Source organism: Enterococcus phoeniculicola ATCC BAA-412, from assembly GCF_000407505.1.
Classification (GTDB): Bacteria; Bacillota; Bacilli; order Lactobacillales; family Enterococcaceae; genus Enterococcus_K; species Enterococcus_K phoeniculicola.
Genome location: NZ_ASWE01000004.1, coordinates 148,780 through 164,727, shown reverse-complemented (window position 1 = coordinate 164,727; position 15,948 = coordinate 148,780). Strand labels below are relative to the sequence as shown.

The window sequence follows — 15,948 nt, the reverse complement described above, 5'->3', positions numbered from 1 at the left end:
TTAGTATACGCAACTAAAATTTGGTGGTTATTTCATTTAAAAAACAGACGTTGTAAGTTGACTAGAGTAACTATTCATTATCTATGATAAACTTTTAGATAATACATATAATAAATTTAGGAGGAATTATGAAAACTATCTATTTTGTTCGACATTCTATTCGTGATATTTCATGCAAAAACGATCAACTGGCTCCTTTGACTGCTGAGGGTAAAATTCTTGCTGAGCAATTAGGGACTTACTTTGTAGACAAACAAATTCAAAAAATTTATTGTAGCCCCTATACCAGAGCCTTGCAAACAATTAAACCAACTGCCGATTTATTAAACACAGATGTGTCTATCGTAGATACGCTTCGAGAACGTGTGGTTGGATGTTGGGTATCTGACTTTTCCTCATTTACAGCTAGTCAATGGAATAATTTTGATTTTAAATTAGAAAATGGAGAATCTCTCAATCAGGTACAAAAACGAATCATTCCTGCCTATGAAAAAATTTTAAGAGAAAGTCAGGGAAATACTATAATTTGTGGACACGGCACCTCGCTATCTGTCTTATTTCATACATTAACTGAAGGGGAATTTGGTATAGAAGAATTTAAAAAAATGACAATGCCAGATGTCTATCTAGCCGAATATGATACGAAGCTGAGACATTTCAAGCGAGTAGGAAACGGACATGCCTATTCACTAAAGGAAAAATTGACTTAAATAAGAGAGCAATTCAGGACAACACTTACTCGTTTTCTTCCTACTACCTAAATTTTCTTTTCATTAGGGCTAGCTAGTTGATTGGAAGTTATGGCAGTCCTCTTCTCCTTTCTCAGTTCGTATAAAGAGAAGGGAAACCTGATCTAGTACGCATTCATGAACAATCTTTATTGCTTAGTTTCTAGAGACCGTCTCAAAGAAGAAACAGTAAATACCTATACATATACTAAAAAACGTTCTTTATTTTTCCATTGCCCTCTTCATTTACTTTGTTATAATGAAAGTAGTAAATTCACAGAAATGAGGGTCTATTTTGAAAAAAATTATTTGTGAACTATGCGGAAGTAATGATTTTGAAAGAAAAGATGGTCTCTATATCTGTCTTTATTGCCGTACTTCTTTTACGATTGAAGAGGCAAATAATTTGGCAGTTAAAGAAACAAGTAGTGAAGAAACACTTTTAGAATTAAAAAATTTACAAAAAAAAGCATTCGATTCTGGAGCTTTTTCAGCCTTCATTACTCATTCAGAGGACATTTTATTAACGGAGTCTAATGATTATCTTTCAAAACTTGGACAAATCATGGCAAATATACGCCAAACACCTATTGAAAGCTTATCTTTTGATTTTATTATTTCAGATATTTTAGATAACTGGGAGAAGACGCCAGACAATCAGCTAGAAGACGTGACAACATGCTCAAGAAGGCTATATGATACCTTTATCTATAAATTACTTGTCGAGCAAAGTAAACTTTTCTCAGCGAATCCTAGCCAGACATTAGATGATTTGTTAGCAAAAAATATACAAGTTTTTTATGACTTCCCTCAAACTACCTATTATAAACAACTTATCGGAGAAAAAGAGTTCCTCTCGTTAAAAGGAAAACAGCAGCGAATGATTAAAAGACTAGGACGCATTATGACTTCTGATTGGACACAGTCCTTTCTCAAGGAAAATACGTCACCGATGAAGGTTTCAGCAAGTATCGCTGAAAATAAAATTTTGCAAGCAAACCACTTTAGAGAATTTATAAAGGTAGTAATTGCAGATAAAGTGATTGACGACTATGACCGCTTCTTACTTTATCAGCTATGTGATGAGATGAAGCAAGCTGCTTTAGCTCATCACATGATGGTAGAAGGAAGTCGTCGTCCTGTCCCTATTTTTGATGGTGAAACAGATGCTGACCTACAAATAGCTGACTATCTGCAGACAAGAAATGATCTTTTTTCAGATTTAACGGTTCATCACTCTTGGCAATCTGACTCTAAAGAAAAACAAGATATTTATGCTTTAATGGAGAATCTTCAAGATGAATTCCGCACACTAGGAATTTTTTCTGGGAGTAGGAAGAAAGAAATTCTTTATCAGATAGAGGCATTAAAAACCCAACTTAGAAATGCACGTGTCTTTACTATTTAATGAAGTTTATTCAACTCTTTGATGATAAACTTCACCTATAGTAAGCGAATATTTTTTCTTTTATCATCCTTCTACTCTTAAGAAAACAGAGTGCTGCATGCTCTCTTTTAACAAACTTTCTTCTGCGTGCTATAATAGGCATGAGGTGATTTCAATGAAACATTTTTTTGACGGATTTGTTACGTTCCTCATGTATACACTACTGTTTCTTGTTGCACTAGGGCTCATTTTCCTGTTAGTCAATTTCATTCGGTAAACCGAATACGCGCCAAAAAGAAATTTCTTTTCTATAAACTTAACAAAGCAGATGAGGGTGGGACATAACTAATTTAGTTATATCCCACCCTCATTCAATTCACTCTTTGATTCCCAAAGAATCCTTTCTAAAAAGTATACAAAATTTCTCACAGATTCACAATTACCTATGAACAGCAAAAAAGAGCAGGTAAGCCCCACTCTCTCCGATTCTTCAAAAATGAAATTATACATCTATAAGAAACACTTTTTTAACCATTTATCAACAAACTTCCATAATCCAAAATAGCATGAACTAATACTGGCACAAAAATACTCCTGCTTTTTTCATATAAAAAGGCAAAGAAACAGCTGCCGACAATCCCTTGACCCAAACTGCTTAAGGCAAGCTGAATAAAATCAGCTGTTGTCCCATTGCTAGTGATTGTTGGAAGAAAGGCGTGCATGACACCAAAAAATAGTCCACTAAAAACAGCAGAAAACAAGAAAGATTGCGTTTTTCTCAGTTCAGAAAAGAAGTAGCCTCTGAAAATAATCTCTTCTGAAAATGCCACAATGACTAAATAGAAAAAAGCTATATATATGCCCTTTTCTGTATAATTTCCGTAATATATGAACATAGCTACGTACACAGCTGCCAACAAAAAAACTATTTTCTTTGATTCTATTGTTAGTCCCAATTCCTTTAACGGTCGTTTCGTCAAATAAAAGGTTGCTACCAATAAAAAAACAATAAATCCATTTGCAATAAAATCCGTTGTAAATTTAAATAATAGATTTGCTTCATTTATTTTTTGAAGTCCCACCAATAAATGATTTTCCCATAAAATTTTCGTAAACAATTGGAAAAAAAACATATAAAGGACCGCCACTAAAACTGGGTAGACAATATTTTTGTACCGCACTTGTTTCACCACTCCTGCTATGTTTAAATCATGTACTTCTTTATGTTCAGTAATTGATTTTTCTACTTATTCGGTCCCTTCTGTAAATGGTTCCTCGAGTTGGATTTCTTCTTGCTCTTTGGTCATTAAAATAACACCATCACCTAGAGGCAATAGAGTTGATGTAAGTCCTGGGTGCTGCATAACAGTTTGCAGAAACTTATTTAACTTTCGATGAATCGTTCGCTGACTACGCGGGATATCTTCGATTGGGTCTAAAATTGTGCCTGCTTGAAACACATCATCTACCATTAACACGCCCCCTTTTCTTAATAGACGTAAGCACTCTGGCAGAAATTCAATGTATTTTGATTTTGCACTATCCATAAAAATAAAATCGTAAGGCCCACTAAGCGTTGGTAAAATTTCAGCCGCTTGTCCTTCGAGTAGCGTTACTTTTTCCTCTAGACCTAAACGTTCATAATTTTTCTTAGCTTTTCGAATCATGACATCAAATCTGTCAATTGTCGTTACATGGCCGTCATCACCAACGTATTGTGCCATCACACTGGATGAAAATCCAATTGCTGCACCTATTTCCAAGATATTTTTAGGTTTTATTTGCCCTAATAAAAATTGGAGAAACACCACTGTTTCGTGGGGAATTACAGGAACTCCATCCTCATGTGCTTCTTCTTCTAGTTTGCCCAGTTCACCTGGCAGTTTTTTTTGTTCATTTCTCATAAAGTCTAGTAGTTCTGGTTTCACTACTGGACGATGCATCATTTCATTACGCATACTTTCCCCTCATTTCCTTATTCATTATACGAAGAGACACATTTTCTCGCAACAAAGAATTTCTGTTTTCAAAAAAACTCTACTAAAAAACTAGCTTTCATCTCAAAAAGAGTCACTCATTTTTGAAAATGAAAGCTAGCTAATCTGACTTAACTTAGTAGATTAAATCTGCTAAATCCTGTACTTCGATATTTCCAAAATATTTCTTCACGTCAATTGCTTTTACTGCCTCATTGATTGCATTTTTTTCATATTTCACCCCAACTAGGGCGTTTTCAACATCTGAAATTTCTCCCAAGCCAAAGAAATCTCCAAAGATTTTTGCTTCAACAATTTCTCCATTGGAAACATTCAATCGAATTTCAATAGAACCAATCGGGAAGCGATGACGCTTTTCAATGTCAAATTCAGGAGATTTTCCATAATTCCAGTCCCAATTACGATAATATTCATCTGAAATTTTGTTAATTTCTACCCAATCCTTCTCTGTTAGTTCGTATGTTTTCACATCATCAACAGAGTCTACACCAAAAATCTTCAATAAAATATCTTGACGAAATTCTTTTGTTGTCATCCCTTGTTTTTCTTCCGGCAAGAAAGGCTTAATATTAGTTACACGAGAACGAATGGACTTAATCCCTTTTGATTCAATCTTATCTTTACGAACCTTCAATGCATTCACTACTTCATTCACATCACTATCAAACATGATGGTTCCATGAGCGAACATTCTACCACTGGTTGCATACATAGCATTTCCAGAGAATTTCATGTCGTTAATTACTAAATCATTCCGTCCTTTAAGCTCTGCTCCTTCAATTCCCAACTCATGCAAAGCTTGAATAATTGGCTGCGTTACTTTCGCAAAGTCACGGAAAGAGTTTCCATCATCAGGCATGATGAAGCTGAAATTCAAATTGCCATAGTCGTGATAAACTGCCCCACCACCACTTAGTCTGCGAACTACATGAATCCCATGTTCTTCAACATAATCTACGTTAATTTCTTCAATTGTATTTTGATTACGACCAATAATAATTGAAGGCTCATTAATATAAAATAATAAAATAGGTTCATCTAATGGAAATTCTTTTAACAAGTATGTTTCAATAGCAAGGTTTACTCTTGGGTCATTATTTTCATTGGGTACAAAAATCACAAAAAATTCCTCCTAAATGATAAATAGTTTGTTGGGTTCAGCAAGCTCTACAAGAATGTCTGATCCCGCTGCTTGTTGTGCTTCTTTTTTCAATTGATTTAAATCACCTAACTGTGGTAAATGTGTCAAAACAAGTTGCTTCACACCTGCTGCTTTTGCAATCTCTCCTGACTCCTTTGAAGTGAAATGCGCTTTATGTCGTTCATTTCCTTCAAATAAATACGTATCCGCTAAAAATAAATCTGCATCAGCTGCAAATTCAATAAAGCTTTCTAAATAGCCAGAATCACCAGTAAACACAAAGACTTTTCCAGTAGCAGTTTCGATGAAGCGCATCGCATAACAAGGAACAGGATGAATCGTTTTCATAAAAGTCACTGTAAATGGACCTAAATGAAGCTCATCTGATTCGACATATGGATGTCCTTGGGTAACATTTTCTAACGTTAGTTCAAGAAAGTGTTGTGCATCCTCCGTATGCCCGTAGATAGGTAAGATTCGTTTTTTCTCTGCAGTCGGAAATAATTGCCAGTAATATTGCAGCACCCCTAAGTCAGCGATATGATCGTGATGGTAGTGACTGAGTATAACTGCATCCAAAGTTAACGGATCAATCTGTTTCTCCAGATTCACTAGCGTTGTACTTCCTGCATCCACTAATAAGCGATAATCCCCCGATTCCAACAAATAACCTGTCGTTCCCTGACCATTATATGGGTATGCTCCTAAGCAGCCGAGTACCGTCAATTTCATAAAACTCCCCCTTCCATAAAACATGGTATCACAAAAATAAAGATCGCACCAAAACTCTGTCTGATTCGGCTTGTGTTTTCTAGAAAACGAATGGAAAATTCGTATATTTTCTTAACTATTATACCTCTCTGACTATTCTAAGGACAATAGACAAATTGTTTCGTTTTCAAGAACTTGTAAGTCCAATCGTAGGTGTAAGTAAAAGCAACAAGCGGGATAAAAATCTCCTCGGCAGACTAACAAAAGGCAAGTAGTAACGTTGATTCAATTTTTAAATGAGAGTCTTTCATTAACACTCACATTAAAAAAATAACTTTGAAATTAATTTCCAATAAGATATAATTGCTATATAGAAATCATATTACGGAGGAGATTATAATGGACTTAAAAACATCTTTAATGGATTTACAATGTGAAATGGTTGCTGAAAGAACCTTAGTAAATCCCCAAAATATTTCTTGGCTACAGTATGATATTTTATATCAATTAAAAAAAGAAGGAGAACTTTTACCTTCAAAGTTAAGTATTATTTTGGGGACATCACGAACAAAATTGTCAAAAGCCTTAAAGGATTTAAAATCTTTGGGGTATATCCAGCAGTTGCCTAATCAATTAGACGGAAGAGAGTTATATACTTCTATTACCAATGATGGGAAATGTTTATTAGCTGATATTTCAACAAGGCACACGGCACTTTATCAAACTGCTTTAACATCATTTACTAAAGAAGAACAACAAGAATTTGCACGATTATCAAGTAAACTATCAAGTGGATTGAAAAAGGAGAGGATAGCAAATGGTGAATGATTCCATAGTAATAAAAAATGCTGCAACGAATAATCTCAAACATATTTCATTAGCTATCCCGAAACACAAAATAGTAGCTGTTACAGGTGTTTCAGGATCAGGCAAATCCTCTTTAGTATTTGATACCATTGCAAGTGAATCCCAAAGACTGTTAAATGAAACTTATTCCAGCTATATTCAAAATTTATTACCAAAATATAAAAAGCCTATTGTTGATTCCATCGCCAATCTTCCAGTTTCGTTGGTTATTAATCAAAAACGAATTCATGGGAATGCTCGATCAACAGTTGGAATCGTTACAGATATTTCCTCAAATTTAAGATTGCTTTATTCCAGAATAGCAGTCCCATTTATCGGTTATTCCATGAAGTATTCATTTAATCATCCAGATGGAATGTGCAAAAATTGCAAGGGCTTAGGGGAGGTAAAATCAGTAATTATTGAAGCTTTAATTGATTTTGATAAATCTCTAAAAGAAAATGCGATTCAATTTCCTACCTTTAAAAACAACGGATGGCGGTTATCCAGATATACAGAATCTGGATTCTTTGATAACGATAAAAAAATAGCTGATTACTCAGATGATGAACTTTATTTACTTTTGTATTCACCCAAGATAAAACCAGTGAATCCTAGCGAAAACTGGCACAAAACAGCTGAATATATCGGAGTAGTTCCACGGATTATGGACAGTTTTGTTCACACAGAAAATACAAAGTACAAAAAAGACTTAAACAGAATTTTAACAACGAATACCTGCCCTGTATGCCATGGCACAAGATTAAATGATGAGGTGTTACGTGCAAAGATAGCGAACAAGTCCATTGCGGATTGTAATAATATGGCAATTGTTGACTTACTTGATTTTATTACCGGTATTGATAATGAATCAGTGAGTATTGTAACCAATGAACTGAAAATGAAACTAAAAAGTTTATGTATCGTTGGTTTAGACTATCTAACACTCAGTCGTGCGACAAGCACTTTATCTGGTGGAGAATCACAAAGAATTAAGATGACGAAGTATCTGAATAGTTCATTGTCAGACGTTCTTTATATTTTTGATGAACCTAGTGTAGGTTTGCACCCTCAAGATATAAAAGGAATCAACAATATTTTGAAAGCAATTAAAAACAAAGGCAATTCGGTTTTATTCGTAGACCATGATCCTGATATGATTGCAATTGCTGATGAAGTGATAAATTTTGGAGAAGGTGCTGGAATTGATGGCGGGAATGTAACTTTTCAGGGACCCTTTAACAGGTTGTTACAATCTAATACAGTTACAGCAAATGCTTTTTTAAAAGAACATCATATTAACACAATGAAAAAAGAGTTTTCAACCTATTATACACTCGAAAATGTTTCAAAAAACAATATTAATAATCTCTCGGTAAAAATTCCTAAAAAGGCGATAACCTTAGTGACAGGGGTTGCAGGTTCAGGAAAAAGTACATTAATACGACAGCTTTTTAAACATCAATATCCCCAAGCAACAATTTTAGATCAGAGTCTGCCTCATACATCGAGTCGCTCTAACATCACCACTTATTTAAATATATTCAATGAAATTAGAAAAGTTTTCAGTCAAGCAAATAATGTTGAGAGATCCTTGTTTTCAGTAACCGGTAAAGGGGCTTGTCCCGAGTGCAAAGGAAAAGGCTTCATTACACTTGATTTAGCTTACTTAGGTGATTCACAACAGATTTGTGAAAAATGTGGAGGTAAGCGATTTAATGAGCAAACACTTTCTTACCTATATAAAGGAAAAAATATAAGCGAAATATTCGATTTAACTGCTCAAGAAGCGATGCCATTATTCTATGACAATCCTGTAATAAAACAAACTTTAGAAGCGGTTATTAAAGCGAATCTTTCATATATAAAACTTGGGCAGACACTTGATTGCTTTTCTGGTGGAGAATTGCAAAGGGTAAAGATTGCTCAATTATTATCAAAAAAAGCGTCTAAAATTATTATTTTGGATGAACCTACTACAGGATTACATGAATCAGATATTGATCACTTACTTATACTTATCCATGAGTTAGTAGCAGACGGAAATACTCTAATTATATTAGAACATAACTTGTCCGTTATAAGTCAGGCAGATTGGATTATTGATCTTGGACCAAAAGGAGGCAGTCTGGGAGGAAAATTACTGTTTCAAGGATACCCAATCGATTTTATTCACTGTCGCCACTCCTATACAGCAAGTCATTTAAGACGTTTTTTAAAAGTTGAAAAATAGGTGAAGTAATTAACAGCAAATATTTGAAGGATACTTAAAGGCTTCTCCTCTTCTAAGGTTGCTAGGAATCTGGGCAATTAAAAAGCAGTAGAAAAACTATTTCAAAACGCTTTCTAATACTTACTAGACGAAAAAAGAAGCTGAGTCCTCTCTCACTCAAGAGGACTCAGCTTCTTTAGATAATAAACAGTTTTCTTCTTGTGAATCATTGAAGATGCAAGCGTCAGATTTGAAACGCTTCTCTCTTATTTTGCTGCTAACAATTCCTGTGGGTTTCCTTTTTGCTTGCGTGCCTCATCATAAAATGCTGCATTTGTGACATTTTGATAAGCATTCACCCAAAATACGCCTAATCCTAAAGCAAGAATGCCCAAGAAATACCAGCCAATAAAGGATAGTTGAAGAAGTAAAAACTGACCTATACGATCTTTTACTAATAGCCAACTATATTGTAATGCTTCCCCTACTGTAAGCTGAGGAAAATCCATTTTTGCAAGGACGGCAAATTGAAAGATTCCTGAAACAATATAAGACAAAACAATTATCGTAAATATGACTAAAATTATTAGGAAGACTGCCCCAATACCTGCGCTCCATGCAGCCGCATTTTGAAGCTGTGCAATAGGCGTGCGACTACTTCCAAGTAAAAATGTCACATAAACTGATACTCCTGCAATTAAGAAAACAGGCAGTAAGAAAATAGCAGTTAGGATAAACTGAACAACCGTCTCTATTAAATTAATGAGTAACAAAGGAAAGTAATATTTACTCTGAAACACACTATAAATCAGTTGAAAATTGGCTCTCCCACCACGAATAACGAATAAAGAGATATAAAACGTTCCATAGCTGAAAGCAAACAGTAAAACAATAGTCACTAATAAATCGAGTAACGATTGTTGGAAGCTCCCCAAAGGAAAACCTGAAAAGTTATTAAGAATATTGGTTATTACGCTTGTGAGTATCGCAACTAAAATTAAGATGCCTCCATTAATCAACCATTGTCCCTCTAATGCTTTTCTAGCTAATCTTTTATATTCTGAGATAGGTATTTTCATAAGTTCTCCTTACTTCTTAATAGCTTCTAAGCTCTTCAACTGTTTCTCTATCCAAACGTCGAACAACCTCTGTAACTAATTTTACAGTATTGAAATAATCATCCTCATGAATGACAGAGGTATGTGAATGTAGGTATCTCACGGGAACGGTAATCGCAAGAGAAGGGACGCCATCTCTTGTTAAATGCATTTGACCTGCATCGGTTCCCCCACCTGTAATTACAGTGTATTGGAATGGAATCTCCAGCTCCTCTGCTACTCGAATAACAAAATTCAATAGCTTTTTATGAGGAATCATTGATGCATCAAAAATAAGAATTTGTGGTCCTTCCCCTAATACAGAATCCGCTTCTTTTGGTGTCATTCCAGGTGTATCACCAGCAGTACCAGTGTCTAATGCAAAGGCAATATCTGGGTTCACCAGATGTGTGCTTGTTCTTGCTCCGCGCAAGCCTACTTCTTCTTGCACATCGCTTCCAGCAAACAATACATTAGGATGTTCTTCTTTTGAAAGATTTTCCAGCACTCGTAAAGAAACCGCTGTACCAATACGGTTGTCCCACGCTTTTGCTAATAAGAACTTGCTGTCATTTAATCGTTTGTACTCGATATATGGAGTCACCATATCACCCGGACGTATTCCCCATTCTTTTGCTTGTTCTAAACTTGAAGCACCAATGTCGATAAACATATCTTTGATGTCATATGGCTTATTACGAACCTCAGGTGTGAGTACATGTGGTGGTTTAGAACCAATCACACCATGAATGATTTTTCCATCCTGTGTTTTAACTTCCACTTGTTGAGCAAGCATCACTTGTCCCCACCAACCGCCAAGTGTTTGAAATTCTAAAAATCCTTTTTCTGTAATTTTAGTGACCATAAATCCAACTTCATCCATATGGGCAGAAATAAAAATTTTAGGTCCGCCGCCTGTTCCAGAATGTTTGGCAATCACGCTGCCTAATCCATCAAAAAAGATGTCTTCGGCAAAAGGCTTCGCATATTTTTTAAAGACCTCTCGAACCTCTTCTTCATTTCCGGGAACGCCTCTAGCGCTTGTTAACTCAATTAACAACTCTTCTTCTTTTTTATCCATTGAAAAGCTCCTTTCTTTACCTAAAAAGTATATCATGCTCCTGTATAAATGATAAGAGCTTACTGTTTTTTTTCAGCCTCTAAAGTTTCCCTCCATTTTGAATGATTCATTATAAAAGAAAGAAACCTCTCTTCTCTTTACTGGATACTTTTAAAGTAAGTGTTTACAATAAATTGGTTCTATGTTATTATTCTCTACATAAAATGAACGTATCGTTGCGCACGTGATTTGAGCAACCGATCATATAAAAGATACCATAAATAATAAAGTAACATTGGATAGTGATTGTTTAACTACAAGCTAGACCCATTTACTTAACTAATGAACGTTAATGGATAGACGTTTCTTTAGTTATGTAGATAGGTTTTTTTATTTTTTTAGGAGAGGAGAATACATAATGGAAATCATCAAGATTTTTAACAACAATATTGCTTTAGTTACGAACGAGCGAGGAAGACAAGTGATTGTTAAAGGAAAAGGAATTTCTTTTCAGAAACAGGCAGGTGATATTATCGTTTCGTCTCAAGTAGAGCAATTTTTCCCTCTATCTGACAAAGAAACATTTGAAAAATTTGAAGAGCTTCTTTCTGATTTACCGATAGAATATTTAGATCTATCCACTAAGATTATTGATCAAGCCAAATTAACACTTGGGAAAAAATTGAATGAAAGCATTTATCTTTCATTAGCAGATCACATTTACGGGACCCTTTCTCGAAAAAAAGAAGGAATTGAGCTAAAAAATCCGTTACTCTGGGAAATTAAAAGCTTCTATCCAGATGAATATCAAATTGGTGAATATGCCTTAGCACAAATAAAAAAAGACTTTGATTTAACACTCATTCAAGATGAAGCAGGATTTATCGCCCTTCATTTGGTTAATGCTGAGTCTGATTACGAAACACCAGATGCCTACATGATTACAAAACTGATGCAGGAGCTTACGAATATTGTCCGATACTTCTTTCAGGTAAACTTTAATGAAGACTCTGTGTACTATTATCGTTTTATTACTCATTTAAAATTCTTTGCCCAGCGTATTGTTTCTAAAACAACTTATGAAGGAACTGAGGATACTGAAATGATTGACTTTATGAAAAAGAAATATCCAAAGTCCTTTGAATGTGTCGGTAAAATCGTCACCCACCTTGCCAGAAACTATGACTATCACTTATCGGATGAAGAATGCTTATACTTAACGGTGCATATTCAAAAAGTTATTTACAAATAACTTTTAAATATAAAAATTACGCTTAAAGGAGGAACCATTTACGTTTCATGGATGGTTACATTCAGTTGGCCAGACCTTCATTTATCAACCATAATTGGAGGAAATCAAAATGTCAGATTACACAAATTTAGCAAAAAAAATTATTCAAAATGTAGGTGGAGATGAAAATATTAATAGTCTCACCCATTGTATTACACGGCTCCGCTTCAAACTAAAAGATGAAGGAAAAGCAAACGATGAGCAATTGAAAAACATGGAGGGTGTCGTTACCGTAATGAAATCTGGTGGACAATATCAGGTAGTCATTGGAAACCATGTGGGTGATGTTTATGAAGATATCCTTACTGTACTGCCTCATTTAGGTTCGTCTTCTTCCACCACAACTGCCGATACAACACAAGAAAACCAACGGACAATCGATCGTTTAATTGATTTAGTCTCCGGTATTTTCCAACCAGTATTAGGAATTATGGCTGCGGCAGGGATGCTAAAAGGGCTAAACATTCTTTTTAGTGTAATGGGACTATACGCAGATACGAGTGGTGCATTTACCATCATTGATGCCATGAGTGATGCACTCTTTATGTTCTTACCAGTATTTTTAGGCTACACTGCTTCACAAAAATTTAACTTGAAACCCTTTATAGGTATATTAATCGGATTGGCCCTTTGCTACCCTTCTATGCAGCTATCCAGCTTATCTGAAACTGCAAAACCACTTTATACACTGTTTGATGGAAGCTTTTTTTCAGCCCCTGTATATCTAGACTTTTTTGGTATACCTGTGATCAGCATGGATTACACATCTAGCGTCTTGCCAGTGATTTTTATTGTCTATATCGCTGCAAAATTAGAAAAGTTTTTTAATAAGATTATTCCTGATGTCATTAAATTTTTCACGGTTCCAATGCTTACACTTTTCTTTGCAATGATTTTTGGTCTTATCTTTGTTGGTCCCATTGTCACTTTCTCTTCTAGCCTTCTAGCTGAAGGAATATTAAGCGTAAGAAACTTTAGTCCAATGCTTGCGGGCGCTTTAGTGGGATTCTTCTGGCAAATTATGGTTATCTTCGGGGTTCATTGGGGAATGATTCCTATCTATGTAAACAACATTATGACGATTGGCTATGATAATGTGATGATGCCATTTTTTGCAACAACTTTCGCTCAAACCGCTGTAGTTATAGCTATTTTATTAAAAACGAAAGACAAAAAGTTAAAAGCACTAGCATTTCCAGCTGCTGTTTCTTCTTTCTTTGGTGTTTCTGAACCAGCAATATATGGAGTTACCCTTCCGCTAAAAAAACCGTTTATCATTAGCTGTATTGCCTCTGCAATTGCAGGAGCTTATTACGGATACGCGGATTTAAAAGAATATATTTTTGGTGGAATCGGTGTGTTTGAATTACCGGCCATGATTAATCCCGAAACAAAGAGTATGAACGATATTGTTATTGCTTTAATTGGTGTAGCGATTGCTATGGTCATTGCCTTTGCACTTACTATGTTCTTATATCAAGAAAAAAAAATCGAAACTAGCGATTCTCTACCTACTGATGAAGAGAAAAAAAATACTCTATATAGTCCAATCAAAGGACAAGTGGTTGCTCTTGAAGAAATTGAAGATGCTGCTTTTTCTCAAAAACTTATGGGTGACGGTGCTGCGATTATTCCAGAAATTGGAGAGGTTTATGCCCCCTTTGATGGAGAAGTTGTTTCACTTTTTCCCACAAAACATGCGATAGGTCTTATCTCAAATGATGGGATGGAAGTGCTTATTCATATTGGGTTAGATACCGTTCAATTAGAAGGAAAGTATTTTACCAGTCACGTAAACCAAGGAGATTCTGTAACAAAAGGGCAGCTTTTAGTAACTTTTGACATAGAAAAAATTCATGAAGCAGGATTTTCAACGGACACACCAATTATTATCACAAACACTGCAAGTTATTTAGATATTTTGACAACTGATTCAGCAAAAATAAACCCGGGTGAAACATTTATACGTGGACTTGTGTAGGAGGATAATGAATTGACTTTACCAAAAAATTTTTTATGGGGTGGCGCTACTGCGGCAAATCAAGTAGAAGGTGGGTACAATTTAGGCGGACGAGGTCTAGCGAATGTAGATTTGATTCCTTACGGTCCTACTCGTTTTGACGTAATGGCTGGAACCAAAAAAATGCTTCAATTTGAAAAGGATTATTACTATCCTGCAAAAAAAGGAATTGATATGTATCAGCATTATGAGGAAGATATTGCTCTATTTGCAGAAATGGGCTTTACTGTCTATCGTTTTTCTATTTCATGGTCTAGAATCTTTCCACAAGGAGATGAGCCTGTCCCAAATGAAGAAGGAATCCGCTTCTATGAAAAAATGGTTGATGAATGTATTCGTCATGGAATCAAGCCGCTTATAACCATCTCACATTTTGATTGCCCTATCCATTTAATTCAAAAATATGGCTCTTGGCGAAACCGAGAAATGATTGGCTTTTACTTAAATCTTTGCAAAGTATTATTTACTCGATTTAAAGGAAAAGTCCATCATTGGATCACGTTTAATGAAATCAATATGCTGTTACATGCACCTTTTATGGCAGCAGGTCTGCTCTTTGAAGAAGAAGAAAACCAAGAGCAAGTCAAATACGAAGCTGCCCATTATGAATTGGTAGCAAGTGCTGCCGCAACCAAATTAGCCAAAGAAATCGATCCGGAGAATGTAATTGGCTGTATGCTTGCTGCAGGCGATAACTACCCAAACACGCCCAATCCTGAAGATGTTTGGGCGGCAAAAATGGTTGATCGTGAAAGCTTTTTCTTTACAGATGTCCAAATTCGCGGCTCTTATCCTGCCTATGCAGTAAAAATGTTGGAGAGACAAGACATTCACATCCCAATTACCGATCAAGATCGTGTGCTCTTACAAGAAAACACTGTAGATTTCCTTGGTTTTTCCTATTATTCATCTAGCGTTGCAAGTGCGGATGAAAAATTAAATGAGCTTAGAGAAGGAAACCTATTTCCAACTCTCAAAAATGATTATTTGAAAGCTAGTGAATGGGGCTGGCAAATTGATCCAAAAGGTTTGAGAATCACCATGAATACCTTATATGATCGTTATCAAATCCCTTTATTCATAGTGGAAAACGGTTTGGGTGCGGTGGATATTCCAGACGAATCAGGTTACGTTGAAGATGATTATCGAATTGACTATCTTGCTCAACATATCCAAGCCTTCAAGGATGCTGTCAGCTTAGATGGTGTGGACTTGCTTGGCTACACTACATGGGGTTGTATTGATTTAGTTTCTGCTAGCTCTGGTGAAATGAAGAAACGTTATGGCTTCATTTATGTTGACCTTGATGATCAAGGAAACGGGAGTGGAAAACGAACAAGAAAAAAATCCTTTAGCTGGTACAAACAAGTGATTGCAAGTAATGGTGAATCTCTTTCATAGCTAAGAGGAGACTGACTAAAAAAAGATAGAAGCATATCTGCTGTTACACTATTTATT

Annotated in this window: 13 protein-coding genes; 7 read left to right on the top strand and 6 right to left on the bottom strand. The window is 35.4% G+C overall.

What is annotated here, in order from left to right:
• Nucleotides 1-128: 128 nt before the first annotated feature.
• Together I589_RS14725 and I589_RS14720 are read left to right on the top strand one after the other, a co-directional pair.
• Nucleotides 129-710, top strand: coding sequence for a histidine phosphatase family protein (locus I589_RS14725; protein ID WP_010767093.1), 582 nt, complete (start codon nucleotides 129-131; stop codon nucleotides 708-710).
• 313 nt (nucleotides 711-1,023) lie between these two features.
• Nucleotides 1,024-2,136 carry a TFIIB-type zinc finger domain-containing protein gene (locus I589_RS14720; protein ID WP_010767092.1) on the top strand — a complete coding sequence of 371 codons (1,113 nt, stop codon included), beginning with the start codon at nucleotides 1,024-1,026 and terminating at the stop codon, nucleotides 2,134-2,136.
• 506 nt (nucleotides 2,137-2,642) lie between these two features.
• Here I589_RS14720 and I589_RS14715 read toward each other — a convergent pair.
• The 4 genes from I589_RS14715 to I589_RS14700 all read right to left on the bottom strand — a co-directional run bounded on the left by I589_RS14715 (nucleotide 2,643) and on the right by I589_RS14700 (nucleotide 5,985).
• The gene (locus I589_RS14715) at nucleotides 2,643-3,296 is read right to left on the bottom strand and encodes a CPBP family intramembrane glutamic endopeptidase (RefSeq protein WP_010767091.1); all 654 of its coding nucleotides are present in this window, start codon (nucleotides 3,294-3,296) and stop codon (nucleotides 2,643-2,645) included.
• A 66-nt stretch (nucleotides 3,297-3,362) separates the two neighbouring features.
• Complete coding sequence (locus I589_RS14710; protein WP_010767090.1) at nucleotides 3,363-4,073, bottom strand: O-methyltransferase; 711 nt, start codon at nucleotides 4,071-4,073, stop codon at nucleotides 3,363-3,365.
• A 154-nt stretch (nucleotides 4,074-4,227) separates the two neighbouring features.
• The gene (gene lplA, locus I589_RS14705) at nucleotides 4,228-5,232 is read right to left on the bottom strand and encodes a lipoate--protein ligase (RefSeq protein WP_010767089.1); all 1,005 of its coding nucleotides are present in this window, start codon (nucleotides 5,230-5,232) and stop codon (nucleotides 4,228-4,230) included.
• A 12-nt stretch (nucleotides 5,233-5,244) separates the two neighbouring features.
• Complete coding sequence (locus tag I589_RS14700; protein WP_010767088.1) at nucleotides 5,245-5,985, bottom strand: MBL fold metallo-hydrolase; 741 nt, start codon at nucleotides 5,983-5,985, stop codon at nucleotides 5,245-5,247.
• Between the two features lie 378 nt (nucleotides 5,986-6,363).
• Here I589_RS14700 and I589_RS14695 point away from each other — a divergent pair, with 378 nt between their 5' ends.
• Together I589_RS14695 and I589_RS14690 are read left to right on the top strand one after the other, a co-directional pair.
• Nucleotides 6,364-6,792: a MarR family winged helix-turn-helix transcriptional regulator gene (locus I589_RS14695; RefSeq protein WP_010767087.1), complete on the top strand. Its 429-nt coding sequence runs from the start codon at nucleotides 6,364-6,366 to the stop codon at nucleotides 6,790-6,792.
• The gene (locus I589_RS14690; RefSeq protein WP_010767086.1) at nucleotides 6,782-9,043 is read left to right on the top strand and encodes an ATP-binding cassette domain-containing protein; all 2,262 of its coding nucleotides are present in this window, start codon (nucleotides 6,782-6,784) and stop codon (nucleotides 9,041-9,043) included. Before I589_RS14695 ends, I589_RS14690 begins: the two co-directional genes overlap by 11 nt.
• Before the next feature lie 245 nt (nucleotides 9,044-9,288).
• On the opposite strand, the gene I589_RS14685 is transcribed toward I589_RS14690, so the two are convergent.
• Nucleotides 9,289-10,101, bottom strand: a complete 813-nt coding sequence (locus tag I589_RS14685; RefSeq protein WP_010767085.1) for a DUF975 family protein — start codon at nucleotides 10,099-10,101, stop codon at nucleotides 9,289-9,291.
• A gap of 16 nt (nucleotides 10,102-10,117) precedes the next feature.
• Nucleotides 10,118-11,200: a M42 family metallopeptidase gene (locus I589_RS14680; protein WP_010767084.1), complete on the bottom strand. Its 1,083-nt coding sequence runs from the start codon at nucleotides 11,198-11,200 to the stop codon at nucleotides 10,118-10,120.
• Nucleotides 11,201-11,597: 397 nt separating this feature from the next.
• Here I589_RS14680 and licT point away from each other — a divergent pair, with 397 nt between their 5' ends.
• The 3 genes from licT (at nucleotide 11,598) to I589_RS14665 (ending at nucleotide 15,891) form a co-directional block, all read left to right on the top strand.
• Complete coding sequence (licT, locus tag I589_RS14675; RefSeq protein ID WP_010767083.1) at nucleotides 11,598-12,431, top strand: BglG family transcription antiterminator LicT; 834 nt, start codon at nucleotides 11,598-11,600, stop codon at nucleotides 12,429-12,431.
• A 109-nt stretch (nucleotides 12,432-12,540) separates the two neighbouring features.
• The gene (locus tag I589_RS14670) at nucleotides 12,541-14,451 is read left to right on the top strand and encodes a beta-glucoside-specific PTS transporter subunit IIABC (protein ID WP_010767082.1); all 1,911 of its coding nucleotides are present in this window, start codon (nucleotides 12,541-12,543) and stop codon (nucleotides 14,449-14,451) included.
• Between the two features lie 12 nt (nucleotides 14,452-14,463).
• Nucleotides 14,464-15,891, top strand: a complete 1,428-nt coding sequence (locus I589_RS14665) for a 6-phospho-beta-glucosidase (protein ID WP_010767081.1) — start codon at nucleotides 14,464-14,466, stop codon at nucleotides 15,889-15,891.
• Nucleotides 15,892-15,948: the final 57 nt, after the last annotated feature.

What these genes read in the sequence shown, in the direction of transcription:
- I589_RS14725 (WP_010767093.1), top strand. Translation starts at nt 129, where the DNA reads ATGAAAACTATCTATTTTGTTCGACATTCTATTCGTGATATTTCATGC.
- I589_RS14710 (WP_010767090.1), bottom strand. Translation starts at nt 4,073, where the DNA reads ATGCGTAATGAAATGATGCATCGTCCAGTAGTGAAACCAGAACTACTA.
- I589_RS14700 (WP_010767088.1), bottom strand. Translation starts at nt 5,985, where the DNA reads ATGAAATTGACGGTACTCGGCTGCTTAGGAGCATACCCATATAATGGT.
- I589_RS14695 (WP_010767087.1), top strand. Translation starts at nt 6,364, where the DNA reads ATGGACTTAAAAACATCTTTAATGGATTTACAATGTGAAATGGTTGCT.
- I589_RS14690 (WP_010767086.1), top strand. Translation starts at nt 6,782, where the DNA reads ATGGTGAATGATTCCATAGTAATAAAAAATGCTGCAACGAATAATCTC.
- I589_RS14685 (WP_010767085.1), bottom strand. Translation starts at nt 10,101, where the DNA reads ATGAAAATACCTATCTCAGAATATAAAAGATTAGCTAGAAAAGCATTA.
- I589_RS14680 (WP_010767084.1), bottom strand. Translation starts at nt 11,200, where the DNA reads ATGGATAAAAAAGAAGAAGAGTTGTTAATTGAGTTAACAAGCGCTAGA.
- licT (WP_010767083.1), top strand. Translation starts at nt 11,598, where the DNA reads ATGGAAATCATCAAGATTTTTAACAACAATATTGCTTTAGTTACGAAC.
- I589_RS14670 (WP_010767082.1), top strand. Translation starts at nt 12,541, where the DNA reads ATGTCAGATTACACAAATTTAGCAAAAAAAATTATTCAAAATGTAGGT.